Source organism: Peptostreptococcaceae bacterium (assembly GCA_016649995.1).
Classification (GTDB): domain Bacteria; phylum Bacillota; class Clostridia; order Peptostreptococcales; family BM714; genus BM714.
The window spans coordinates 15,906-39,964 of the sequence record JAENWJ010000012.1 but is presented as its reverse complement, the minus strand read 5'-3'; the positions used below and the strand labels follow the sequence as shown (position 1 = coordinate 39,964).

The following is a 24,059-nucleotide window of genomic DNA, read 5'->3' as shown; positions in this document are numbered from 1 at the left end:
GATATGAACATTTATTGAGGGTGCAGTAATTTACAGTATTAATCATTTGTCTTTGTTTTTGCTTTTACTGCCCACTGCCCACTGCTTACTGCTTACTGCTTACTGCTTACTGCTTACTGCTTACTGCTTACTGCTTACTGCTTTCTGCACGCTGTTTTCTTTGCTTCCGCCGCCTCGGCCAATATAAAGCTGTAGATTCCGCCTATGACGACTAATCCGCCAACTAGGCGTGGAAGGGTTGGGACTTCACCGAGGAGGATGATTGCGAATATGGTGGCCAGCACCGGCTCGCCCAGAATTGCCGTGGAAACAAAGGTCGGATGGACATGTCCAAGACCCCAATTGAAGATTGAGTGGCCAAGCAGGGTACAGACGACGGCAAGAGCCAGAAAAATGGCCATTTCCCTCATGGAATATCCCGTCAGGGGCGTTGATGTCGCAAGACTCATAATAAATAGTACTATTGTGCATGTAGTATAGACTATGAATGTATAGCCTGTTACAGAGAGGTTTTTTCTGGCGTAGCGTCCTATTAGCATATAGGCTGCAACGGTTACGGCGCCGACCATTGCAAGAAAATCGCCGTAAAGCACATTGCTGCCCATGGAGGAATCACCAAGAGAGATTATTACGCTTCCGACGATGGCTGCGAGAATGCTTGCGACCGACCGCAATGACGACTTTTCCCTATAAATTAAATAGCTGCCCAACACTACGAATACCGGCTGAGTGTTTACGAGCACTGTTGAGCTAGTGATTGAAGTATAACGAATTGAACTTATCCAGGAAGCGAAATGGAGTGCGAGGAAAATTCCACTTATGATGCACAGAATAAAAGTTTTTCGGTCCATTCGTTTCATTTCCGGAATGTGCTTTGCAAAAAAGACTGGTGCCAAGAGCAAAGAAGTTAGACCTAGGCGGTAAGTCGCTATTGCAAGAGACGGGGCGTCGGAAATCCTTGTAAGTATAGAAGAGAATGATGTGAAGAAAACTCCTATGAGGATAATTGTTTTGGGGTTTATTTTTTTTGACATGAATTATTCTCCTTAGTTTATTTCTGATTTCTATTCTACATTATAAATCGAGGTATTTGTTGCCTAAAAGTGTTTAAAAACAAAAACAGGGGTATCAAATTACTGTAGGGTCTCAAATGGAACCGGTTGAATCTTGTTTTGTGAATGTATTTGTAATGGCAGATGGTGTCTTCTGTTGCGTAGAAATGTTCTTAAAGATATCGGTCGGTTCCATGTGCCTTTTTTTCACGCTTAATCGTGTGCTATAATATTACTTGACTACGGGATTGGGAGTGATGGCATGGAGGACTATATATTCAACGTTCTTGCTAGTGAAGTATATTCTAAAGAGTATCTTCTGTTTGATGAGAATAAAGAAATTAGTGAAGTTGTAACCATGATGCTCAAAAAAAACATGCACGAAGCGTTCTTCAAGAATAAAGAAGGATTACTTACAGGCATATTGACGTTTAAAGATCTTGCTGTTATCTATGAAGAGGAAAACAACAAGTATTTTCCTGCGAAAGCTTTTATGAAAATGAAGCTCATTACTGCATACCGAGAATTTACAATGCGCGAGTGCCGCGATTTAATGATTAATGAAGGGATAGGGCGTTTGCCTATCTTGGAAAATGGAATCCTGAAAGGTGTTATTCGGAAGGAAGAGGTCAGGCAATTCTATTACATGAAGACCGAACGCCTGATGAACCAAATGAATTATTTGGTGCATCATACTTATGAGGCTATTTGCGTCATAGATCCGGACGGAATTGTCTTTATATGGAATAAAAGCAGTGAAAGGCTTTACGATATTGCAAGTGAAGAAATAGTCGGCAAACATATTGGAGACTATTTCCCGAACGCGATGGGACTGAAGGTGCTTAAAACAAAAAAACCGGTAAAAAACGCATTGCACCGGCCACGTAAAGATTCATATGTCATCATCAATGCTTTTCCTATATATATAGATGGAGAATTCACAGGGGTTGTTACCACAGACCGGGACGTTACGGAAATAAATAATCTTGCTTATGACTTGGGCAAGGCAAATGATGCAATTGCAATGCTGGAAAATCATATAAAGGAAATATCAGGGGATAATTTCAAGAATATCATTGGAAACAGCCTCGAATTAAACGAGTGCATAAAGGTGGCTAAACAGATAGCCAAGACGGAAACATCCATATTGATAACGGGCGAAAGCGGAACAGGCAAGGAAATATTTGCCCGAGCCATTCATGATTACAGCGGAAGAGAAGGAATGTTTGTTCCTGTAAACTGTAGTTCCATACCGTCCGAGCTTTTTGAAAGCGAGATGTTTGGTTATGTCGAAGGGGCTTTTACCGGTGCGAGAAAGAAAGGTAAAGCCGGTCTTTTTGAATTAGCCAACGGAGGAACTATTTTTCTTGATGAGATAGCTGAAATGCCATTGCAGATGCAGGCAAAGCTTCTAAGGGTCCTTCAGGAAAGGCGACTCAGAAGAATAGGGGACGAGAAAACCATTGATATTGATATCCGGGTAATATCAGCCACAAATAAAAATCTTATGGATATGGTTGACGAGAAATCATTTAGGGATGATCTTTATTATCGCTTGCAGGTTGTCAACATAGAATTGCCTACACTCAAGGAACGGCATAATGATATAATGCTGCTTGCGCGGCATTTTTTGAACGAGATGGCCGAAAAAAACAAGCGTAGAATTCCTGAACTTGACAAGGATGTAATTAATGCCTTGCGTGAATACAAATGGAAGGGAAACATAAGGGAACTGAAAAATGTCATGGAATATATAGTTGTTGTGTGTGGGGAGGATGGGCTTGCCACGCTTGAAACTTTGCCGGCCAACATGCGCTTTGAGTGTCCTAAGGACTTCATCAGCAAAGAGGATATTGAAATGGATTTGAAAAAGGCGGTTCAAAATCTGGAAATTAATCGAATCAGGTTTGCCCTGGAAGAGGGCAATGGCAATAAGAAAAAGGCTGCTGAGATCCTAAACATACCAAGAACCACCCTTTATTATAAAATGGAACAACACAAGATTAAATAGTGTCAACAAACTGACGTGTGTCGACAAACTGACACACGTCAGTTTGTTTGTTAAATCACAATCAAATTTTAATAAAAAGAAATTTGATTCGATATATTTTTTGAATTGTGCAAAAAAAAGTAAACGCGCAAAGTTGAAAATAGTCGTATAGCTTGGAATTACACGATTCACAGAATTATAATTCCGAACAGAAAGACTGAATACATTGAATAATGCAAAAATTAGCAGCTCGTGAAAAGTGTCGGAATACTGACATATTGTATTTACAAATAAATATGGATGAGCTCATAGAAAAAAACTATATAACGATTAATTGTTGAAAACGCTGGAACACAGCGGTTTTTTTTATTTTTTGGCATGAGTTGGCATGCAAGTTGCGTAAATAATAGGTGTGATTAAAAAATAACAAAGTCTCTATTAGGGGAACTTTTTAAGGAGGTGAAATAATGGAAGCAGCTGTCAATATTGAAAGCAAAATTGGATTTATTGAAAAGCCCGATAAAAAAGTGGTTCTTCCCTTGAAGCAGCATGTTGGCGGACCATGTAAACCTATAGTTGCTGTAGGAGATTTGGTTGAAAGAGGCCAATTGATTGCAGTCCCGGAGGGTTTGGGAGCTAATATACATGCAAGCGTCAAAGGTGTCGTAGAATCTCTCGGAAATGGATCAATAGCAATTAAGGCGGATGCTGAGCAGCCGGAAGATTTTGTGAAGATCAATGAAACCGACAGCCTAATCGATGCTCTTAAGGAAGCAGGAGTCGTTGGAGCTGGCGGAGCGGGATTCCCGACAGGAATCAAGCTCGGAACAAAGCTTGTCGGGGGATATGTTATTGCCAATGCGGCAGAGTGTGAGCCGGTTCTTAACCATAACACACTTTACATTGAAGATAATGCTGACGTTATTGTAAGAGGTGTCAAATACGCGATGGAAATAACTGAGGCGGCTAAGGGAATTATTGCAATAAAAAACAAAATCCATAACAAGAAAGCCATTGCGGTTTTGAAAAAAGCTTGTGCTAAAGAAATAAAAGTGGAAGTAAAGCTTTTGCCGGACATGTATCCAGCAGGAGACGAAAGAGTCATAATAAGAGAACTCTTGGGAGTGGAGCTTCAGCCTGGTCAATTGCCTCTTGAAGCAAACGCTGTCATCTGCAATATTGAAACAATGAAAAACATGGTTTGGGCTATTGAAGACAGACGACCTGTCATTACAAAGGATGTAACTGTTGGAGGACGACTTAAGAATGCCAAGAAGGGCAAGGTTTTCTTCAACGTTCCAATCGGCACTGATTTTGAAACACTTATTGAAGCATCTGGTGGTTACTATGGACGCCATGGTGAAATTGTTGCTGGCGGAGCTTTCACAGGAAAGAAAGGATCTGAAAAGTCAACGGTTACAAAAACAACCGGAGGAGTTTTGGTTGCAATGCCTTTCCCGAATGAAAAGCGAAAGGTCGGCATCATAGCATGCGAATGCGGAGCGCAGGAAGAAAGGCTTAGGGAAATCGCGGCTGAAATGGGAGCCGAGGTAGTTGCAGAAAAGAAATGCAAAAGAATGAAGGACGATGGTAGAGGACGTTATCGTTGTGAACTTCCGGGTTCTTGTCCGGGTCAAGCCGAAACGGTTCTTTATCTCAAGAAGCATGGTGCCGAGGTTATTCTAACCGGAACCTGCCAGGATTGAACGAACACCGTCATGAAAGTAGCTCCCAGTTTGGGAGTTCCGGTGTATCACAGTACTGACCACGTTCTTAGGGCTTGTGGTCACAAGCTCTACAGACGAATTAAAGACTAAGAATAGGGGGAAAGAAAAATGTCTATTACTTTGGAAACTGCAAAGGAGCATGCCAATGATGTGGCTGTAACTTGCTGCAGATTCGAAGCAGGTATGGTTGTAACACCTGAAAATCTGGAAGATCCTGAAATACTTCCTGATCTTGAGGATTCCGGCCTGTTGGAAATACCCGAAAACGTCTTGACTATCGGACAGGTGTTGGGTGCGACATTGAAAATAACTGTTGATTCGCTAACACCACTTGTTCCATCAATGCTTGATGGTTTCAAAGAAGCTGAAGTGAAAAAAGAGGAAGTTATAGAAGAGCCTGTAGCTGAAGAAGCAATCGCTCCAGTAGCACCCGTTGCACCGGTTATGACTATGGGTACTCAGGGTGGAGTTGTAAGAATCCACATTGGCGAGGGCAGAGATATAAATCTTGAATTCCCGCTCACAGTAGCCGGCGCAGTTGCCGGTGGCGTAATGCCTGCAGGAATAGTAGTTCCTGTGGATGCACCGGCTCAAGCCGAGGCTGTCGCCAATGCTCCTGTTCAAGAAGCAAAAGTAATAAGAAGCCTTACGAGAAAGCATTTCGTAATCGACAAGGTTGAGTTTGGACCGGAAACAAAAATAGAAGGAACAACGCTTACGATTCGTGAAGACATCTGCAAAGATGCAATCGAGACTGAAAAGCTTGTTATAGATATGAAAATTGAAATAATTACACCTGATAAATACGACACATATAGTGAAACGCTCATGGATATTCAACCGATTGCTACGAAGGAAGAGGGCGAAGTCGGAGATGGAATCACAAGAGTAGTTGATGGAACAATAGTTGTCGTTACAGGTACCGATGAAGACGGAGTTCAAATCGGCGAATTCGGATCATCAGAAGGAATATTAGACAGAAACATCATGTGGGGACGTCCGGGAGCTCCCGAATTCGGAGAAATATTCATCAAGACACAAGTTACTGTTAAACGCGGAACCGGAATGGAAAGACCAGGACCGATGGCTGCGCACAGAGCAACTGATGTTGTTACTCAGGAAATTCGTGAAGCTTTGAAAACTTTGGATGAAAGCCTCGTTGTAGATACTGAAGAATTTATTCAAACAAGACATCCTGGAAAGAAAAGAGTAGCATTCATCAAGGAAATAATGGGACAAGGAGCAATGCATGATAATTTCATTCTTCCAGTAGAGCCTATTGGAACTATAGGAGCAAAGGCTAATGTAGACCTTGGAAATGTTCCGATTGTTGTTTCTCCGCTCCAATTATTGGACGGATGCATACATGCTCTTACATGCATAGGACCGGCTTCAAAAGAAACATCCAGACATTACTGGAGAGAGCCCCTGGTTCTTGAATTGATGAATGACGAAGAGGTCGACCTTGTTGCTGTTATACTCGTAGGTTCACCTCAAGTCAACTCGGAAAAATTCTATGTTTCAAAAATTCTTGGAATGACTGTTGAAACTATGGACCTTGACGGTGCAATAGTTGGGACAGAAGGCTTCGGAAACAACCACATCGATTTCGCATCACATATTGAAGAGGTTGGTAAAAGAGGCATTCCTGTTGTAGGAATGACTTATGCTGCGGTTCAAGGACAATTAGTTGTAGGCAACGAATTCATGACCGCAATGGTTGACAACAACAAGTCAGTTCAAGGAATCGAAAATGAAATTCTTGGCAACAATACATTGTGCAAAGAAGATGCCATAAGAGCAATCTATATGCTTAAGGCTGAGATGATGGGCGAAAGCGTCAAGAAGGCTGAAAGATCTTGGAACGCCAATGTTAAGCAAAATAATATAGAGGTAATAGAAGAAGCTACAGGAGAAATAATCGAGCTTTGCGAGAATGAACAAAGTCTTGAAAAATCCAAGAAACGTAGAGAAATCTACGAAATCGAAGAATAAAAAGTAAAGGTGATATAAAAATGGACAGATTGAAATATGCTTCGTCAGAAAATTTTTATGAAGGAATAGTAGTGGATTTTAGCGATTGTTCAGTTACTGTAGATTTCAAGGGCCGTATGGGACAAATTAAAGTGCCGAGACGCATGGTTATAAGTCCTGTAGAACTCAGGAGGGGTCAACAGGTTGGGTTTATGATGACTTACATCGAAGTTCTAGATGTGGAAGCCGATGAAGAATATGCAAGAAGCGCGGTAAGGCAACTTGAAGCTAAGAGAAGCGCTGAAGAAAATTATAAAGAGCATATTCAATCTGAATACAAAGAAGATTGTAGGGAGGTATAGGAAAATGGGTTTGACTGTTGTAAAAGGTTTGCAATCAGAAATATACGTGCCTAATACGCCTCCGGTTGTCTGGACGCCTGTCACAAAGCCACTCAATGAAATGAAAATCGCATTGGCTACGGCCGCCGGCGTGCATTTGAAGTCGGACAAGCGGTTCAATTTGGCTGGAGACACAAGTTTCAGAGAAATTCCCGGAGATAGTGATAGCGACAATTTAATGGTTTCACATGGTGGATATGACAACTCGGATGTAAATAAGGATATCAACTGCATGTTCCCAATTGACCGTCTTAATGAACTTGTAGCAAAAGGCGTAATCAAAGCTGTTGCACCGATGCACTTCGGATTTATGGGTGGAGGCGGAAATGTTGAAGTTTTCACAAACGAAACAGGTCCTGCAATTGCTCAAAGACTTAAAGATGAAAATGTTGATGCTGTTGTCATGACAGCTGGCTGAGGCACTTGCCACCGCTCTGCAGTTATAGTGCAGAGAGCGATCGAGGAAGCTGGAATACCGACAATAGTAATTGCGGCACTCCTGTAGTAAGACAAGCTGGATCTCCAAGGGCTGTAGCGCCGCTCGTACCAATGGGTGCAAATGCCGGAGAACCACACAATATAGAGATGCAAACAGCGATTTTGACAGATACATTAAATTTACTTGTATCAATTGAAACACCTGGAAGAATAGTTAAGCTTCCCTATCAGTATGTAGCAGTAGTGTAAAAATTGACCGTCTTCCTCTCTCTAGAGTGAAAGAGGAAGACGGATTTTACCAAGATATTGGGGGGAAAAATTAAATGGAAAAAGATATGAGAAGGTTGGTAATCCGGACCTTTCATGTAGATCGGGTTGTTTTTTCAGACTCGACGGGATATAGGGAACATACGCTCTCAATTGACAAAAACATGACAAACAAACTGGACATTGACAAGGACATAATCGACAATATTTCGATCAATATAATCGAACCTGGAGACCATGACAGACATGTCAATTGCATAATGGACATACTGCCGATTTCCACAAAGGTATTGGGAGTATTGGGAGAAGGAATTACCCATACAATGACAGGGGTTTATGTAATGCTTAACGGGGCGGAAAAAAATGGCCGACAAATGTCGAACTTCGGATCTTCCGACGGCATGCTATCGGAGCAGCTTATGCTTGATAGAGCGGGGACTCCGGGCAAGAACGATATTATAATACAATTCGATGTACTTATTAGGGAAGGAACCGAATTCGGCAGAAAATTGCCATTGGCGATTCATGCGCTTTGCGACAACTTCGTACAGGAAATAAGGGAAAAGATTAAAAGACTGGATATAAAACAGGCTGATGAGAAACACGAGTTTCACGACATAATTAGAGAAGATAAAAAAAAGGTTGTCATCATTAAACAGATTGGTGGACAGGGAGCAATGCACGACAATCAGTTGTTTCCATTTGAACCATCAGGTTTTGAAGGCGGGTTTTCAAATATAGACATGCTTAACATGCCTATGATATTGTCCCCAAACGAATATAGGGACGGGGCTATAAGGGCAATGACCTAGGAGGATGTTATATGGGTATAGGACCATCTACAAAAGAAACGTCTTTGCACCATTTTAGAGATCCTCTTCTCGATGTGGTATCAAGGGATACTGACATCGATTTACAGGGAGTGCTTGTATTGGGCACACCCCAAGGAAATGCCGAAAAGCTGCTTGTTGGAACAAGAGCGGCCGCATGGGTTGAAGCCATGCGAACGGACGGAGTCATTATATCTCTTGATGGATGGGGCAACTCTCATGTGGATTTTGCAAATACCATTGAGCAGATTGGCAAGAGAGGTATTCCAGTAGTCGGAATGAGTTTTGTAGGAACAGCAGCAACATTTGTAGTAAAGAATGAGTATATGGACACGATAGTTGATTTCAATAAATCAAAGGAAGGTATCGAAACAGAGGTTGTAGGGGAAAATACTGTGAACGAGAGAGATGCCAAAAAAGCCTTGGCTTTGCTGAAACTCAAAATGAACAAGCTTCAAAAAAGAAAATAGGGGGCAGAGTAACATGCAAATTACAAGAACAATAAATGCAGTTGATTCTCATACAATGGGAGAGCCTACAAGAATAGTTATAGGAGGAATTCCATCGATTCCAGGCAAAACAATGCCGGAAAAAAAAGCTTATCTGGAAAATAATCTTGATTATTTGAGAACAGGTATCATGCTTGAACCAAGAGGACACAACGATATGTTCGGATCAATCATAACAGCGCCGATTTCAGAAGAGGCGGATCTCGGAATAATCTTTATGGATGGCGGAGGCTATTTGAATATGTGCGGCCATGGAACGATAGGCGCAATGACTGTTGCTTTAGAGACAGGAATGATTCCGATGGTTGAACCTATTACTAAAGTAGTGCTCGAAGCTCCTGCGGGTCTCGTAAGAGGAGATGTTGCAGTTAAAAATGGAAAGGTTCAGGAAGTTTCATTTAAAAACGTTCCTTCTTTCCTATATAAACAAGATGTTGAAATCGAAGTGCCTGAAATAGGCAAGGTGACGTTAGACATTGCATTTGGCGGAAGCTTCTTTGCAATCGTCAGCGCCAAGAAGCTTGGAATAGAGGTTAAGCCTGAAAATGTACAAAAGCTTAACGAACTTGGAATGAAAATTAGAGATATAGTCAACAATACTGTAAAGGTGCAGCATCCCGAATTACCTCATATCAATACGGTTGACTTGGTAGAAATTTACGATGATCCCACCCATCCGGATGCAACATACAAAAACGTAGTAATATTCGGTCAGGGACAGGTTGACCGGTCACCGTGCGGTACGGGAACATCGGCCAAATTGGCTACGCTCTACGCAAAAGGAATGTTAAAAGAAGGAGAGCTTTTCGTATATGAAAGCATCCTTGGAACCCTTTTCAAGGGTAGAATTGTCGGCAAAGCGAAAGTAGGGGACATAGATGCTATTATTCCCGAAATCACTGGCTCAGCCTATATTACAGGATTCAATCAATTCGTATTTGATGATGCGGACCCTGTGAAATATGGATTTATTCTTAAATAATTTAAATCATAGGAGGAGAAGAAAATGGTACAAGCGATTTTAGGTGTTTTAGGTGTAATGACTTTAGGGTTTGGTGCAATCTTTGTAAAAGATTTTGCGGCTCACAAGGACGAGTTGGAAGATAACTCATGGGGTGTAACGGCAGGTATAGGATTTGTTGCAAACTTTTTCGACACATTGGGAATAGGATCATTTGCCCCTACAACTGCAATGCTCAAGTTTTTCAAGCAAACGAAGGATAGAATAATTCCGGGAACGCTAAATGTTGGATGTACTATCCCAGTAGTTCTTGAAGCATTCATTTTTATTGCAGTAATTGATGTTGAAATAATAACTTTAGTTAGTATGCTTGCATCCGCAACTGCAGGGGCTTTTCTTGGAGCTGGAATTGTCGCAAAATTTGACGAAAGAAAAGTTCAATTGGTTATGGGATTTGCACTTCTTGCAACTGCCTTCCTTATGACATCAGGTCAAATGGGATGGACTGCTTCACTTGGAACCGGCGAAGCAATCGGCCTTACTGGTGGAAAATTAATCTTTGCAATAGTAGCAAACTTCGTTTTGGGAGCACTCATGACTGCAGGCGTTGGTCTCTATGCTCCTTGTATGGCTCTCGTATATATGCTTGGTATGAGCCCAAGAGTCGCTTTCCCGATAATGATGGGTTCATGCGCATTCTTGATGCCGGTAGCTTCAATCAAGTTCATTAAAGAAGCAGCTTATGACAGAAAAGCTTCAATGGCTATGACTCTTGCAGGAGCAGTTGGAGTATTCATTGCTGCATTTATAGTTAAGTCGCTTCCCTTGAACATTCTTTCATGGTTGGTTATTGGTGTAGTTCTTTATACATCAATCACAATGCTTAGATCCGCAGCAAAAAACAAAAAAACGGAGAAGAGCGCAGCATAAATTGCCATCCAAATTATTTCTTTAATATATAAAAAGGAAAAGGCTCGCTCCTTGACTGGCGAGCCTTTTCCTTTTTGTTTGTAAAGAAACAGCCTTAAGATTATAATGTATTCAATAAGGTGTACTTAAAATAAAAGAATTATGAGGGTGAGAAAGATGTATACGGATTCGTTTGTATTTTCGGTGCTAGCGTTTTGTGTTGGAATTATGGGATTCTTTTATGGATTGACCGCAATAAAAGAAATTAAAGAGTTGCAGGCAAGGGTTTTGCAAATTGAGAAGAAAGTTGATGAAGTGAATCGCAAACTATATCAAAAGATATAGAATTGCATTGACTTCATTATTGTAATTGGAGGGGCTGTATGAACAATGAGATTATGGTTATTGGAGGTATAAATGCCGACATAACCGGATTTTCAAACGAATCGATGATTATGAATGATTCGAATCCTGGGAATATTGAGATTTCTGCCGACCTCACGGAGTTTTCGCGCACAGATGTGGCTGTTGTTAGCGCAGGTGTGAAGTCAATACTAGACATTGGACTGACGCTGGAATATCTTGAAACACAAGGAGTTCCGGTTGCAACCTTCGGAACGGATGAATTTCCGGCTTTTTATTCTAGAAAAAGCGGATTCAGGGGCAGCTGCAACATTTCCGAATTCGGAGAAGCGGCAGCAATGATGAAGGCAAAATGGGATTTAGATCTCTCTGGCGGGATGATAATCGCTTGTCCGGTGCCGGAAATCTACGAAATTCCTTCTGGAATCATGGAATCTACAATAGAAGAGGCGCTGAAATCCGCAGAAAAGGCGGGCATAAAAGGGAAAGAACTTACCCCATATTTGCTTTCGGAAATAAAGAATCTGACAGGGGGAGAAAGCCTTGAAACAAATAGGCGTCTTGTATTTGAAAATGCGCGCATAGGAGCTGGAATAGCTGTTGCATATGCAAAATTATAAAGAAGGAGGCGGTTTTATGGATAAGGGATACGTGCAAATATATACGGGTAATGGAAAAGGGAAGACAACTGCAGCGCTCGGACTATGCCTTCGAGCAGTTTGCGCAGGAAAAAAAGTTTTTTTTGGCCAGTTTATAAAGGGTATGCCGTATAGCGAGCTCAAAGCGGCGGGGTATCTTCCGGGGTTTGAAATGAAGCAGTATGGAAACGATTGCTTCATTTATAGGGAGCCAACTGAGAAGGACATAAATTTGGCAAAAAACGGATTAAAGGCTTTGGGTGAAATTATACGGTCCGGATGTTACGATATAGTTGTGTTGGATGAGGTCAACATTGCACTACATTTCAAGCTTTTCGATGTAAAGGATGTTCTTGATATTTTGGCAGATCGGCCTGAACATACGGAAGTCGTTTTGACGGGAAGATATGCTCCGGAGGAGCTCATGGAGGCCGCTGATTTAGTGACGGAAATGAAAGAAATAAAGCATTACTATCAGCAGGGAGTCGAAGCAAGAACCGGTATTGAAAAATAGAAGTGTTTACTTGAAACACAAAGAAATGTATTTTGGATGCATACGATGGAATTTGACTCGCAAACAGAAAAACGTAGGGAAATGGGTATAAGTTTGCTATAATAAAACCTATAAATTTTAGTTGGAGGAGAATTATGCAATTATATTATAAAAGTAGCAGAGGAGCGGATGGAAGGTTTACAGCTTCCGAAGCTATCATAAGAGGGATTGCGGAAGATGGCGGATTATTTGTCCCGAACGCTTTGCCAAAATTCGAAATGGATTACGGCAAATTGAAGAACAAGACATATAGGGAAACAGCATATGATGTCATGAGCTTGTTCTTGGATGATTTTAGTGAGGAGGAACTTAGAGGATGCATTGCTAAAGCCTATGACAATAAGTTCGATACCGAGGCAATAGCGCCACTAGTAAGGCTTGACGAAAAGGTGTCTGTATTGGAACTTTTTCATGGACCAACTCTTGCATTCAAGGATATGGCTTTGTCCATATTGCCAAGATTCATGCAAATAGCTCGCAGTAAAAATAATATTGAAGAGAACATTGTTATACTGACAGCAACATCCGGAGATACGGGAAAGGCAGCCCTGGAGGGCTTTGCTGATGTTGAAGGGGTAGAGATAATAGTTTTCTTTCCCGTGGAGGGCGTAAGCTCCGTACAGAAACTGCAAATGGTTACACAGGAAGGCGCAAACACACATGTTGCGGGCATAATAGGAAATTTTGACGATGCTCAGACAGGCGTAAAGCGCATATTTGGCGACAAGGAATATGCCATGGATTTAAAGAAAAAAGGATACGGCCTATCATCGGCCAACTCAATCAATATTGGGAGGCTTGTTCCACAAATTGTTTACTATTTCTATGCCTACGGACAATTGATGGAACAAGGGACAATCAACGAAGGAGAGTTTGTTGATTTTGTTGTGCCTACTGGAAATTTTGGAAACATATTGGCCGGATACTATGCGAAAAAGATGGGACTTCCCGTGAGGCATCTCGTTTGTGCATCAAATGAGAATAAAGTTCTTGCAGATTTTTTTGGAAGCGGAACCTATGATCGGAATAGGTCGCTCAAAAAAACGCAATCGCCATCGATGGACATACTTGTATCCAGCAATCTTGAACGCTTGCTTTATGAGGCCTCAGGAACGAGAAAAGAGCTTGTTAGTGAGTGGATGAAATCCCTTGAGGAAAGTGGGGCTTACGATACAAGCGTGATTTTCGAGAACCTGAAGGGTGCTTTTGAAGCGGGCTGGATAAGTGATGCGGAGGGAAGCCGTTTAATTGAGCAAGTCTATAGAAAATACGGATATCTTATGGATACCCATACGGCTGTTGCATATGGAGTAAACGAAAAAAGAAAAGGAAATGACGGCAAGGTTCATTCAGTCATTCTTTCTACCGCAAGCCCTTATAAATTTCCAAAGTCTGTACTATCGGCAATCGACGGCAGATTTAAGGATGCGGATGAAATAGATTTGCTTGAAAAAATGTCCGAATATTTGAAAGGTGAGGTTCCCGCGGCAGTAAAAGGCATAAGGGACAGGAAGGTAATGCATAATCACATATGCGACAAGGATGGAATGAAGGAAGCTATAGATAGCTTCTTGGAGGGGAGGGATTCGGAATGATTAGAGTAAGAGTGCCCGCAACAAGCGCCAACATAGGCCCCGGATTCGACGCAATGGGCCTGGCGCTTAAGATGTACAATGAATTTGGATTTGAAGAGTTGAAAGAGGGCATTGATATTGTAGGATTCCATGAAAAATACAATAACGAAGAAAACCTCGTTCTAATATCGGTCAGGCGTCTCTATGAGGCGGCTGGCGCAAAGCTTAAAGGCATAAGGATAAGCGTAAAGGAAGGGATTCCAGTTTCAAGGGGTCTTGGAAGCAGCGCAGCCTGTATTGTAGGCGGTCTAATAGGTGCAAATGCCCTTTTGAACGGTCCTCTTTCCAAAGACGAGCTGATAGCTTTGGCAGTAGAAATAGAAGGTCATCCCGACAATGTAGTTCCTGCCTTTGAGGGGGGGCTGACAGTTTCATTTGTTGAATCGGGAATCGTAAGACATGAAAAAATAATATTTGACTATGAGAGATTATTGCTTCATGCGATGGTGCCGGATTTTGAGCTGTCAACCGAAAAAGCTAGAGAAGCGCTTCCGGATTCATTTTCACTTTCGGATGCCGTTTACAATATTTCAAGAACCGCTATGCTTGTTGCATCATTGGTAAATGGAAAGTTTGAAAATTTGTGGAATGTTTTGAATGATAGGGTTCACCAGCCATACCGCAGCAAATTAATAGATGGATTCGATTTGATAGAGGACAAGATGCGTGAACTTGGATTCGACGGGATGTTCATAAGTGGAGCGGGACCTACATTGATGGGTGTGTTGTCCGTACCGGACGAGAAGAAGGTTTTGGCAATGAAGGAATTTTTAGATTCCATGGAGAATGTATGGAAATTGGAAGCTCTAAGCATAGATAGGGAAGGAGCCAAAATTTATATAGAATAGAATAAATGTATTAATAAATACATTTAGCCAAGAGGAGGCGTCAAGTAAATGGGGCTTGGAACCGATATCATTGAAATTGAACGCATTCGAGGAAACATGAACGAAAGATTTCTGTGTCGTATTTTTACGGCTAAGGAAAGGGAACGAATAGAGGACAAAAGCTACCGTGCCGCCGGAATTTTTGCAGCTAAAGAAGCCGTTTCAAAGGCTTTGGGGACCGGTATATGCGGTTTTGGATGGAAGGATATAGAAATATTGAAAAAAGAAAACGGAGAGCCATATGTGAGTCTGCACGGTAAAGCTGAAGCGATAGCTAAAGAGCAGGGAATAAAAAAAATGGAAATCACGATTTCACATTGCAGGGAATATGCAACTGCAGTTGCGTCGTGTAGGTAAGGAGCAGATTATGAAGCCGTTATATCTTAGTGGTCAAATCAAACAAATAGAGGCGTTGAATGAGGACGAGATAGGAATGCCGTCGCTTCTGTTGATGGAGCACGCCGGCATGAGCGTTGTGGAACATATTCTAAACCTATATCCGGGAGAGCCTGTAACAGTGTTCTGTGGTCCAGGGAACAACGGAGGTGACGGATTCGTCATCGCAAGGATTCTCTTTTTGATGGGATTGGACGTATTGACATTGGTATTGCCACATGAGAGCTCTATAAAAGATGATGCGGCGGTAAACTATAAAATATTAAAAAATCTGCAATCGAATATTAAACATCTTGAGCCCTCTAGGCCTTTGGAAATTGAATGGACAAAGGACAGAATTCTTGTGGACTGTATCTTTGGAACGGGATTTTCAAGACCACTTACCGGTACATACAAGATTGTTGTAGAGGAAATGAACGCGAGTGTCCGGCCAATAATTTCTATAGATATTCCTTCGGGGGTCAATGGGGACACAGGGTTGACAATGGGAGCCTCGATATCTGCCGATTTGACCATTGCACTTGGAACCTATAAATTGGGTCATTTTCAAAACGAAGGCTTCTCGAGAAAAGGAAAACTGTTTATTGCTGACATTGGACTTCCGGCACTGGCACAAGATGTTTTTAAGCCGAAAGCCCTACTCTTCGAGGGCGCGGATGTTAAAATGATGCTGAAGGCAAAGGATATAGCCGGACACAAGTATTCCAGCGGAAAGGTCTTGTTCTTTTCAGGTTCAAAGGACATGCCGGGGGCCGCGCTTTTCAATGCGATGGGAGCACTTAGAATCGGCGTAGGTTTGGTAAAAATGATAGTGGAAAGATCCGTGTGGAATTCAATAACGGGAAGGGTTCCGGAGACTATAGCTTTGACATATTCCGAAGATGCGATTTTCGGCAATGAGCTTACAGAAAAAATTGTTTCGGAAATGGAGAAATATGACGTATTGGCAGCGGGTTCGGGTTGCGGTGAATCTCCATTGCTTAGGAAGTTTATATGCAAATCCCTTGAAATGGAGAATAAAATTATTGTTTTAGATGCGGATGCATTGAATCTTTTGTCAAAGGAAATAGGGCTTCTTGATCAAAGAGGATTGGGAACAAAGGTTGTAATAACTCCTCATACAGGTGAATTTAAAAGATTGCTTGGAGACGAATACATAGGTGGAAATTTTGTAGAATTGGCTAGAAATTTTTCAAAAAAACATGAAGTATATACTGTCCTAAAGGGTCCGACAACTATTGTAGCCGAACCGGGAGGAGAGGTTTTCATATGTGCCAACGGACATAGGGCGATGGCGACTGCAGGAAGCGGGGACGTTCTTGCCGGTGTTGTCGCCGGAGTATTGGCTCAGGTTGACAAAACTGCCGAGGGAATATTGGAGGCAGTGGCAATTCATCAAAAGGCGGGTTGTTTGGCGGCGGAAAGAATCCATGAACGCTCCGTATTGGCTACGGATATAGCGGATTCATTGTCTGCGGCTTTATCTAATATGACAGAATAATTCTAATAGGGGGAGAACAATGGTAAAAAGAGCTAGGCCCGCATGGGTGGAAATCGATTTGGATGCGTTTGAGGAAAATTTCAGAAAAATTAAGGCCTTGGTCAGGCCGGGAACAATGGTTACAGGGGTTATTAAGGCTGATGCATATGGACACGGAGCAGTAGAGATAGGGAAGGTGCTTCTTGATCAGGGCGTTGACAGGTTTGCGGTGGCTACCCTTTCTGAGGCGGTGCAACTAAGAAAGGTATTTAAAAGTGTACCCATATTGATTTTGGGCTATACACCAACCTATGGCGCGGATGAATTGATTGAAAACGAAATAATCCAGACCATGTACAATGTGGATGAAGCGAGAATTTTTTCTGCGAGAGCTGAAAAACTTGGAAAAACATTGAAGGTGCACATTAAAATCGATTCGGGAATGAGTCGTTTGGGCTTTCAAGCAACCGAGGATTCCGTTGATAAAATAATGGAAATAAGCAAGTTGCCTTACATAGAAATAGAAGGAATGTTTACCCATTTTGCGGTTGCCGATGAAATTGACAAGGCGTATACATACGGTCAGTACGAAAAATATAAATTCATGGTAGATGCATTGAAAGCCAGAGGCCTTGAAATACCGGTGAAGCATGTTTCAAACAGTGCTGCCATAATGGACCTTCCCGAGATGAATCTTGATATGGTGAGGGCCGGAATCATACTGTATGGTTTGTATCCTTCGAATGAGGTCATAAAGGATAGGATAGACCTAAAGCAGGTTATGTCTCTTAAGGCTGAAATTTCACATGTAAAAGAGCTTGAGGCAGGAAGAGGCGTTAGCTATGGTCTGAAATATGTTACCCCGGGCCTGCGCAAGATAGCTACTATTCCGATAGGCTATGCGGACGGATTCACAAGGATGTTGTCGGGTAAGGCGGAGGTTCTTGTCAAAGGGAAAAAAGTACCTGTAGTTGGACGAATATGCATGGACCAATGCCTGATAGATGTAACGGGAATCGATGTGAAAATCGGCGATGAAGTTGTTCTTTTCGGAAGCGATGGAAAAAACACAATATCTATTGACGAAGTGGCGGCAAAATTGGGAACAATTAACTATGAAATAACCTGCATGATCAACAAGAGGATTCCGAGAGAATACACAAGGGATGGAAAGACCGTCAAGACGGTGGATTATCTTATGTATTTGTAAAACAAAATTATGGAGAGTGGTTTATCTGCCTCTCTCTGTAATAAACAAAGTTTGATTATATTGCATCCAAGATATATAATGTATTGAAATACGAGTATAAGGAGCAGCCTATGCAGTCGGATTTCAGCGTAGAAGAGTATAAATCTGCGATAGCCAAAGGGTACAAGGATATGAACCTAATCAATACAAATATCTCCGAGTATGGCTTTGAAGCCGATATTAATGCCTTGCTTACCTATGAGGCGATTTTGGCGTTTGGGAGTGATGTGGAAGTATGAACATAAAGCGTGGCGAAATATATTATGCCGATTTGAATCCGGTAGTTGGATCAGAACAGGGGGGGATAAGACCTGTTCTGGTAGTTCAAAACGACATTGGAAATAGATACAGCTCGACGGTCATTGTAGCGGCAATAACCTCGAGAATAAATAAGGCTAAACTGCCCACACATATAGAAATTCCGGCAAACAAATATGGTTTGAACAAGAAGTCGGTTGTGCTTTTAGAACAGATAAGAACAATAGACAGAAAGAGAATCATGGAAAAAATAGGTTTGTTTGGTGACGATATGATGAAAAAAGTGGACAAGAGTATAATGATAAGTCTTAGTATTGGAAATCAAGAGGAATGAGTACATAGAAGTTGAAAACAATACATATTGAGAGCCTCCGGTAATCAACCCGGGGGCTTTTAAGTGGCAAATTGCGGGATGTACTTTGGCAGGATAATTTTGCGATCAGCAGTTGTATTTTAACATTAAAGGCATTTATGATAAAATGGATTCAAGATTGATTGAAGAATGAAATGGAGGTTTTTTAATGAATAGAAAAAACAAAAAGAAATTGGCGATACCGGTTATAGCGATTATTGTTTTACTTGCTATGACCCTGGGTGTTTTGGCGGCGTCTTATGAGCCTGGTTCGGAAAATGATCCTGTAGTCACTTTATCCTATGTGGAAAGCCGGTTGGCTGAAATTGTATCGGATTTTCAGGAAAAGCTGGATTCGGTAAGTGTAAATGATGGCAATACGTCTTCGCCGATTGAAACACAGACTTTAGAATCCGGTTTTGAAGCGATTATGATACCTTCGGGAAGTTTCGTTTATTTCGGAGGCAACACGCAGGTTATATTGAGAAGTGGCGCAATGACGGCTATAGCAAGTCCTAAAGGAAACGGACTGGCTGATCTGACAGCCGGTAAAGATTTAAAGACCGGAGATGCGGTGCAAATGAACCATCTGCTTCTGGTTCCAATAAACGATGGAAGAGGGGTTTCCGTTTCAATTGATTCATGGATGATGATAAAAGGAAATTATACACTGCAATAACAATTGAATTTGCATCATCGCAATTCATAAAGATATTGAGGATGCGATTGTTTTGGTGCTGATTTTGAATACAAAAAACGCGAAGATTAAAGCAATGAGAAATAGCTGTAAAATCATCTGCGAGAGGTAATTAAATGAGAGAAATCATTGGAATATTTGGAGTGCCCATCGACAATTTGAATATGGAAGAGGCTATGAACCGTTTCAGAGAACTTCTAAAAGAAGATAGAATGGCCAGCATATATACCCCGAATACGGAAATCATAATGCTGTCGGAAAAAGATGAATACTTGAAAAAAGCTTTACTGGATTCGCAATTGAATGTGCCGGATGGATTCGGCCTGGTTCTTGCTGCAAGGCTTCATGGGATAGGAATAAAGGGAAAGATTGCGGGAATTGATCTTATGGAGCAAATATTAAAATACTTGAACTATACTAAGAAATCAGTTTATGTGCTTGGAGCTAAACCCGATATTCTTGCCGGGGCGCTTTCTAAAATTAAAGAGGATTATCCTGGAATAGTTGTGAAAGACAGCCATCACGGATATTTCGATAAAGAGAAGGAACAGGAAATAATTAGGAAAATCAATGAATCGAAGCCGGATGTTTTGTTTGTTGCCTTGGGTGCCCCAAGACAGGAAAAATGGATTCATGAACACAAGCATCAATTGAATGCCAGGGTTGCGATGGGTGTAGGGGGTTCGTTGGATGTGATGTCGGGTGTGGCGAAGCGCGCACCAAAATTCATGGTTGATATGGGGCTCGAGTGGCTGTATAGATTGATAAAGGAGCCGTGGCGCTTCAAGAGAATGCTTGTTATACCCAAGTTTTTATTAAAAGTTTTACTTACAAGAGATATAATTAAGGAATAGTAGTTGTTGGAAGATGACGGCAAATTATAAGCAGAGCTTAAATTTTTAGAAAATAATTCAAAACCCCCAAAATAAATGTTGACTTTGGGTATTGATGTGGGTATTATCAAAATATACAGAAAATTGCGGCATAAAAAAACTAATGGCTATGATGGAGAGAAAGATTTTCGGATTCCAAAAGAGAGCATGCATTTTGCTGAAAGCATGCGGTATTCCGCAAATGAAATGATCACTCCTGAGCAGATGAATCGAAAGAATTCTCTAGTAGATGATTCCGGTTTCCCCCGTTACAGGGATAGGGTTCAATGTGGCCCAAAAAGAGACGGAGCTATTTTGTGAAATAGGGTGGTACAGCGATAAATACTCGCCCCTAGGATTATTATATAATCCGGGGGGCGGGTTTTTTAATGGATTGAAAGCAAAAGGAGGCGATTTGATGAGTTTCATTGAAGTTATGGTGGCTAGCGTAAAAGAAGAGAAAAAGCGCAAGAAGAAAAAATGACAAGCGATTAATTTGATTTTTTAGCCTGTGGCGTTAGCCATGGGCTCTTGTTTGAAAAAAACATAAATAGAGGGAGGAATTAAGAAATGAATCAGTCTTATGTATATTTCAACGGCAAGATAGTTAAAGAGGAAGAGGCTTCAATCGGAATTAGATCCAAGGTTTTCAATTATGGCTTGGGAGTTTTTGAAGGAATTAGGGCGTATTGGGACGAAGAAGAAAAACAGCTTTATGGATTTCGTCTTCATGAGCATTACGAACGCCTTTTGAATTCATGCAAAACGCTCAACATAAACATAGACTACTCGGTTCAGGATTTGGTGGATATTACGGTGGAATTGCTTAAAAAGAATAATTTTAAAACAACCACATATATAAGGCCTGTGGCTTATAAGGGATCGGACAATCTTTCTCCTACACTTATGGATGATGACAACCGTTTGTTGATTTATTGCCTTCCATTGGGGAATTTTGCCGGTAAGGAATCATTTAAGACGTGCATCTCGTCATGGAGAAGGATGACAGACAATATGATACCTCCAAGAGTGAAGCCGACTGGCGGATACATAAACTCGGCATTGGCTTCATTGGAAGCGTTGCAAAACGGTTATGATGAGGCTATCTTGCTGACGGATTCGGGAAATGTATGCGAAGGACCTGGAGAGAATCTCTTCATTGTTCGAAAAGGCAAACTTGTAACGCCGCCGCAATCAGACAACATCTTGGAGGGAATTACAAGAGATACGGTAATGATGCTCGCTAAAGAGGAATTTGGAATGGAAGTAGAGCAAAGAAGTTTTTCGAGAGTAGAGCTCTATACTGCAGATGAGGCTTTTTTCAGTGGTACTGCGATGGAGGTAACACCAATTGTAGAGGTAGACAGACGGGTCGTAGGAAGCGGAGAACCGGGAGAAGTATGCGGGAAGATAAAAAGCAAGTTCTTCGAGATTACTTGCGGGAAGGTTGAAAAATACAAGCATTTCTGTACACCTGTTTATTAGAGTATTGAAAAAGAGCCGATGCGTAAATTCAATTTACGCATCGGCTCTTTTTGCTTTTGAATTGAAATCAAGGGTAGTATATTAATGACTGGAAGAATAATAAACCTGCAGGGGAGTGAATCGTTTGAGAAAACACGAATTGCCACCGAACAAATTGAAATTCAATTTGAAACGCGATGTTTACAATTTTAAAAATCCAATCAAACCCAACAAAGAACAAGAAATAATGATTCTTAAAACCATTGGAAGCAGTCGTTTCATCTATAATCATTTTTTAAAGCTTTGGGATAAGGAATATCAAAAAAAGGCAAGGGCCTTAGTTATTCAAAATGTTCGGCGATGTTGCCCATGATGAAAGCTGAATTACCTTGGCTTAAAGAAGTTGATAGCATTGCCATTCAGTCGTCCGTCAAATTTTTAGGAGAGGCTTTTAGTGGATTTTTCACCAAAAGAAAGGGCTACCCCAACTTTAAGAGCAAGAAGCACAGTCGGCAGTCATACACAACAAAATTTACCAACGGTAACATTGCATTTTGGGGAAATCGTATCAAGCTCCCTAAACTTGGTCTTGTGAAGTTTGCGAAAAGCCGCGAAGTCCAAGGAGCCGATGTAGTTGGAATCGAACACATCAAGAAGGCTATAAGCGAGAAAGCCTACAGAAGTAATAAACGGCCATTTGTCGCACTTTTAAATCATCAAAACCAATTGTGATATACTATATACATGGGAAACTCTCAAGAAAATTTCCGGAGTTTTTTCTTCGATGTTGTAATTTTCAATTGAAAGGAAGTTTTAAAATGAATAACGAAAAACATATCAAAGTTGGAATTGGTTTTGCTACGGGAAGAAAGACATTTCAAAGAGTTTTAAGAACCAACATATATAATTGGCTAGAATCCGGTCTTGTAGACAGCAATAAGATTAGTCTGAATCTTTTTGTCGCTTATGACCTTGATTACCAAAATACAAAATCAACAGATTACTCTAGAATACATTTAGAACTTGCTGAAAAGATTGACGGCAAACATTTCATTGGAAGAACTGCAATTTTGAATGAAATAGATTATTTAATCAAAGAAGGGGTTGTTGAAGAGAAACCATTGCACCTGCTTTTTGGGAAAGGCTATGCTGCTAAACGTAATGCGGCCCTATATTTCGCCATTAAGAATCAAATAGATTACCTCATATTTCTTGATGATGACGAGTACCCAATGGCAGTAACAAACTCCCAGAGTACGACTATATGGAGTGGGCAACATATTTTGCTGAATCATCTTCAATATATAGAACAGTCTGATATAACCTATGGACACCACTGTGGTTATGTATCTCCAATCCCTTATGTGGATTTTGATGATACACTAACTGAAAATGAGTTCCGTAGTTTTATTGAAGCCATTAGCAATGATATTGTTAATTGGGATACCTTAAAATCAGTTATGGCTAATGGGGGTGTTACCTATGCTGATAAAGAAATATTAATAAGTAAAAAAGCCGTCGAAGTCCAGGAAATTAATCATGCAAAGTTCATATCTGGTTCTAACCTATGTATTAACTTAACTAAACCTAGTAATATTTTTCCATTCTATAATCCCCCTAAAGCAAGAGGTGAAGATACCTTCTTAAGCACATGTTTAAGTGAAAGAACAGTGCAGCGTGTTCCATGTTATACATTTCATGATGGCTTTTCTACCTACAATCATCTTCTTGCAGGGGTTTTGCCTGTAAAATTGAAGTTTATAAAAGCTGATAATGCAAAGGTCATTACTAGATTCTATAAAGCATGTATTGGATGGATTCGATACAAACCCCTTCTCTTATACATTACTGATCCTGAGCACTATGAAGAAACGATCGATCATATGAGATCTCAACTGATAGAAGTTTTACCAAATATCTGTGCCTATTTTGATGAGCCCAAATTCATGACAATACTTAAAGAGTTAGATAAATACAATAAAAATGTTCACAAACACTATGAAGAGTTTGAACAAATAAAAGATAGTTGGATGAAAATTATGAATCACTTTGAGGAAATCAACCATAATAGACAATGATGCTCTTATGCTTTGATGTCTGGCAAATTATTATGTTTCCACTCCCAAAAAATGGATTGAAATTATAAAAAATACTGCCG

General features: G+C 40.9%; 24 protein-coding genes, 2 pseudogenes and 1 other annotated feature. Of the genes and pseudogenes, 25 read left to right on the top strand and 1 reads right to left on the bottom strand.

The window, feature by feature from the left end; translation table 11 throughout:
• Positions 1 to 134 precede the first annotated feature (134 nt).
• Positions 135 to 1,034 (bottom strand): DMT family transporter, encoded by a 900-nt coding sequence (locus JJE29_04000; GenBank protein ID MBK5251779.1) that lies wholly within the window; start codon positions 1,032 to 1,034, stop codon positions 135 to 137.
• Between the two features lie 280 nt (positions 1,035 to 1,314).
• Here JJE29_04000 and JJE29_03995 point away from each other — a divergent pair, with 280 nt between their 5' ends.
• The 25 genes and pseudogenes from JJE29_03995 to JJE29_03875 all read left to right on the top strand — a co-directional run bounded on the left by JJE29_03995 (position 1,315) and on the right by JJE29_03875 (position 23,979).
• Positions 1,315 to 3,063 carry a sigma 54-interacting transcriptional regulator gene (locus JJE29_03995; GenBank protein ID MBK5251778.1) on the top strand — a complete coding sequence of 583 codons (1,749 nt, stop codon included), beginning with the start codon at positions 1,315 to 1,317 and terminating at the stop codon, positions 3,061 to 3,063.
• Between the two features lie 446 nt (positions 3,064 to 3,509).
• Positions 3,510 to 4,859: a proline reductase-associated electron transfer protein PrdC gene (prdC, locus tag JJE29_03990; protein MBK5251777.1), complete on the top strand. Its 1,350-nt coding sequence runs from the start codon at positions 3,510 to 3,512 to the stop codon at positions 4,857 to 4,859.
• A gap of 18 nt (positions 4,860 to 4,877) precedes the next feature.
• Positions 4,878 to 6,764 carry a D-proline reductase (dithiol) proprotein PrdA gene (gene prdA / locus JJE29_03985; GenBank protein ID MBK5251776.1) on the top strand — a complete coding sequence of 629 codons (1,887 nt, stop codon included), beginning with the start codon at positions 4,878 to 4,880 and terminating at the stop codon, positions 6,762 to 6,764.
• A gap of 20 nt (positions 6,765 to 6,784) precedes the next feature.
• Positions 6,785 to 7,003: pseudogene (locus JJE29_03980) on the top strand (hypothetical protein).
• A 106-nt stretch (positions 7,004 to 7,109) separates the two neighbouring features.
• Positions 7,110 to 7,831: pseudogene (gene prdB, locus JJE29_03975) on the top strand (D-proline reductase (dithiol) protein PrdB).
• A 74-nt stretch (positions 7,832 to 7,905) separates the two neighbouring features.
• Positions 7,906 to 8,661: a proline reductase cluster protein PrdD gene (gene prdD, locus JJE29_03970; protein ID MBK5251775.1), complete on the top strand. Its 756-nt coding sequence runs from the start codon at positions 7,906 to 7,908 to the stop codon at positions 8,659 to 8,661.
• An 11-nt stretch (positions 8,662 to 8,672) separates the two neighbouring features.
• Complete coding sequence (locus JJE29_03965; GenBank protein MBK5251774.1) at positions 8,673 to 9,149, top strand: proline reductase; 477 nt, start codon at positions 8,673 to 8,675, stop codon at positions 9,147 to 9,149.
• A gap of 13 nt (positions 9,150 to 9,162) precedes the next feature.
• On the top strand, positions 9,163 to 10,170 hold the full coding sequence (locus JJE29_03960) for a proline racemase (GenBank protein MBK5251773.1): 1,008 nt from the start codon (positions 9,163 to 9,165) through the stop codon (positions 10,168 to 10,170).
• A gap of 24 nt (positions 10,171 to 10,194) precedes the next feature.
• The gene (locus JJE29_03955) at positions 10,195 to 11,079 is read left to right on the top strand and encodes a sulfite exporter TauE/SafE family protein (GenBank protein MBK5251772.1); all 885 of its coding nucleotides are present in this window, start codon (positions 10,195 to 10,197) and stop codon (positions 11,077 to 11,079) included.
• A gap of 156 nt (positions 11,080 to 11,235) precedes the next feature.
• The gene (locus tag JJE29_03950; GenBank protein MBK5251771.1) at positions 11,236 to 11,403 is read left to right on the top strand and encodes a hypothetical protein; all 168 of its coding nucleotides are present in this window, start codon (positions 11,236 to 11,238) and stop codon (positions 11,401 to 11,403) included.
• Between the two features lie 38 nt (positions 11,404 to 11,441).
• Positions 11,442 to 12,041: a pseudouridine-5'-phosphate glycosidase gene (locus JJE29_03945; protein ID MBK5251770.1), complete on the top strand. Its 600-nt coding sequence runs from the start codon at positions 11,442 to 11,444 to the stop codon at positions 12,039 to 12,041.
• Positions 12,042 to 12,057: 16 nt separating this feature from the next.
• Entirely contained in the window at positions 12,058 to 12,573 is a 516-nt protein-coding gene (cobO, locus tag JJE29_03940; protein MBK5251769.1) for a cob(I)yrinic acid a,c-diamide adenosyltransferase, read from the top strand.
• A 134-nt stretch (positions 12,574 to 12,707) separates the two neighbouring features.
• The gene (locus JJE29_03935; GenBank protein MBK5251768.1) at positions 12,708 to 14,207 is read left to right on the top strand and encodes a threonine synthase; all 1,500 of its coding nucleotides are present in this window, start codon (positions 12,708 to 12,710) and stop codon (positions 14,205 to 14,207) included.
• Positions 14,204 to 15,094, top strand: a complete 891-nt coding sequence (locus tag JJE29_03930; GenBank protein ID MBK5251767.1) for a homoserine kinase — start codon at positions 14,204 to 14,206, stop codon at positions 15,092 to 15,094. The genes JJE29_03935 and JJE29_03930 overlap by 4 nt, the downstream gene beginning before the upstream one ends.
• Positions 15,095 to 15,142: 48 nt before the next feature.
• On the top strand, positions 15,143 to 15,490 hold the full coding sequence (gene acpS, locus JJE29_03925) for a holo-ACP synthase (protein ID MBK5251766.1): 348 nt from the start codon (positions 15,143 to 15,145) through the stop codon (positions 15,488 to 15,490).
• A gap of 10 nt (positions 15,491 to 15,500) precedes the next feature.
• The gene (locus JJE29_03920; GenBank protein MBK5251765.1) at positions 15,501 to 17,030 is read left to right on the top strand and encodes an NAD(P)H-hydrate dehydratase; all 1,530 of its coding nucleotides are present in this window, start codon (positions 15,501 to 15,503) and stop codon (positions 17,028 to 17,030) included.
• Positions 17,031 to 17,049: 19 nt separating this feature from the next.
• Complete coding sequence (gene alr, locus JJE29_03915; protein ID MBK5251764.1) at positions 17,050 to 18,219, top strand: alanine racemase; 1,170 nt, start codon at positions 17,050 to 17,052, stop codon at positions 18,217 to 18,219.
• Between the two features lie 110 nt (positions 18,220 to 18,329).
• Positions 18,330 to 18,497: a hypothetical protein gene (locus JJE29_03910; GenBank protein ID MBK5251763.1), complete on the top strand. Its 168-nt coding sequence runs from the start codon at positions 18,330 to 18,332 to the stop codon at positions 18,495 to 18,497.
• A complete protein-coding gene (locus JJE29_03905) occupies positions 18,494 to 18,850 on the top strand; it encodes a type II toxin-antitoxin system PemK/MazF family toxin (protein ID MBK5251762.1) in 357 nt (118 codons plus the stop codon). The genes JJE29_03910 and JJE29_03905 overlap by 4 nt, the downstream gene beginning before the upstream one ends.
• 187 nt (positions 18,851 to 19,037) lie before the next feature.
• Positions 19,038 to 19,547, top strand: a complete 510-nt coding sequence (locus JJE29_03900) for a hypothetical protein (GenBank protein MBK5251761.1) — start codon at positions 19,038 to 19,040, stop codon at positions 19,545 to 19,547.
• Positions 19,548 to 19,681: 134 nt separating this feature from the next.
• Entirely contained in the window at positions 19,682 to 20,419 is a 738-nt protein-coding gene (locus tag JJE29_03895; GenBank protein MBK5251760.1) for a WecB/TagA/CpsF family glycosyltransferase, read from the top strand.
• Between the two features lie 139 nt (positions 20,420 to 20,558).
• Positions 20,559 to 20,794: a binding site (T-box leader), on the top strand.
• Between the two features lie 213 nt (positions 20,795 to 21,007).
• Entirely contained in the window at positions 21,008 to 21,922 is a 915-nt protein-coding gene (locus JJE29_03890; protein MBK5251759.1) for a branched-chain amino acid transaminase, read from the top strand.
• 124 nt (positions 21,923 to 22,046) lie between these two features.
• Complete coding sequence (locus JJE29_03885; GenBank protein MBK5251758.1) at positions 22,047 to 22,274, top strand: helix-turn-helix domain-containing protein; 228 nt, start codon at positions 22,047 to 22,049, stop codon at positions 22,272 to 22,274.
• Positions 22,271 to 22,633: a hypothetical protein gene (locus JJE29_03880; GenBank protein MBK5251757.1), complete on the top strand. Its 363-nt coding sequence runs from the start codon at positions 22,271 to 22,273 to the stop codon at positions 22,631 to 22,633. Before JJE29_03885 ends, JJE29_03880 begins: the two co-directional genes overlap by 4 nt.
• A gap of 86 nt (positions 22,634 to 22,719) precedes the next feature.
• Positions 22,720 to 23,979, top strand: a complete 1,260-nt coding sequence (locus JJE29_03875) for a hypothetical protein (GenBank protein MBK5251756.1) — start codon at positions 22,720 to 22,722, stop codon at positions 23,977 to 23,979.
• The last annotated feature ends 80 nt before the right edge of the window (positions 23,980 to 24,059 follow it).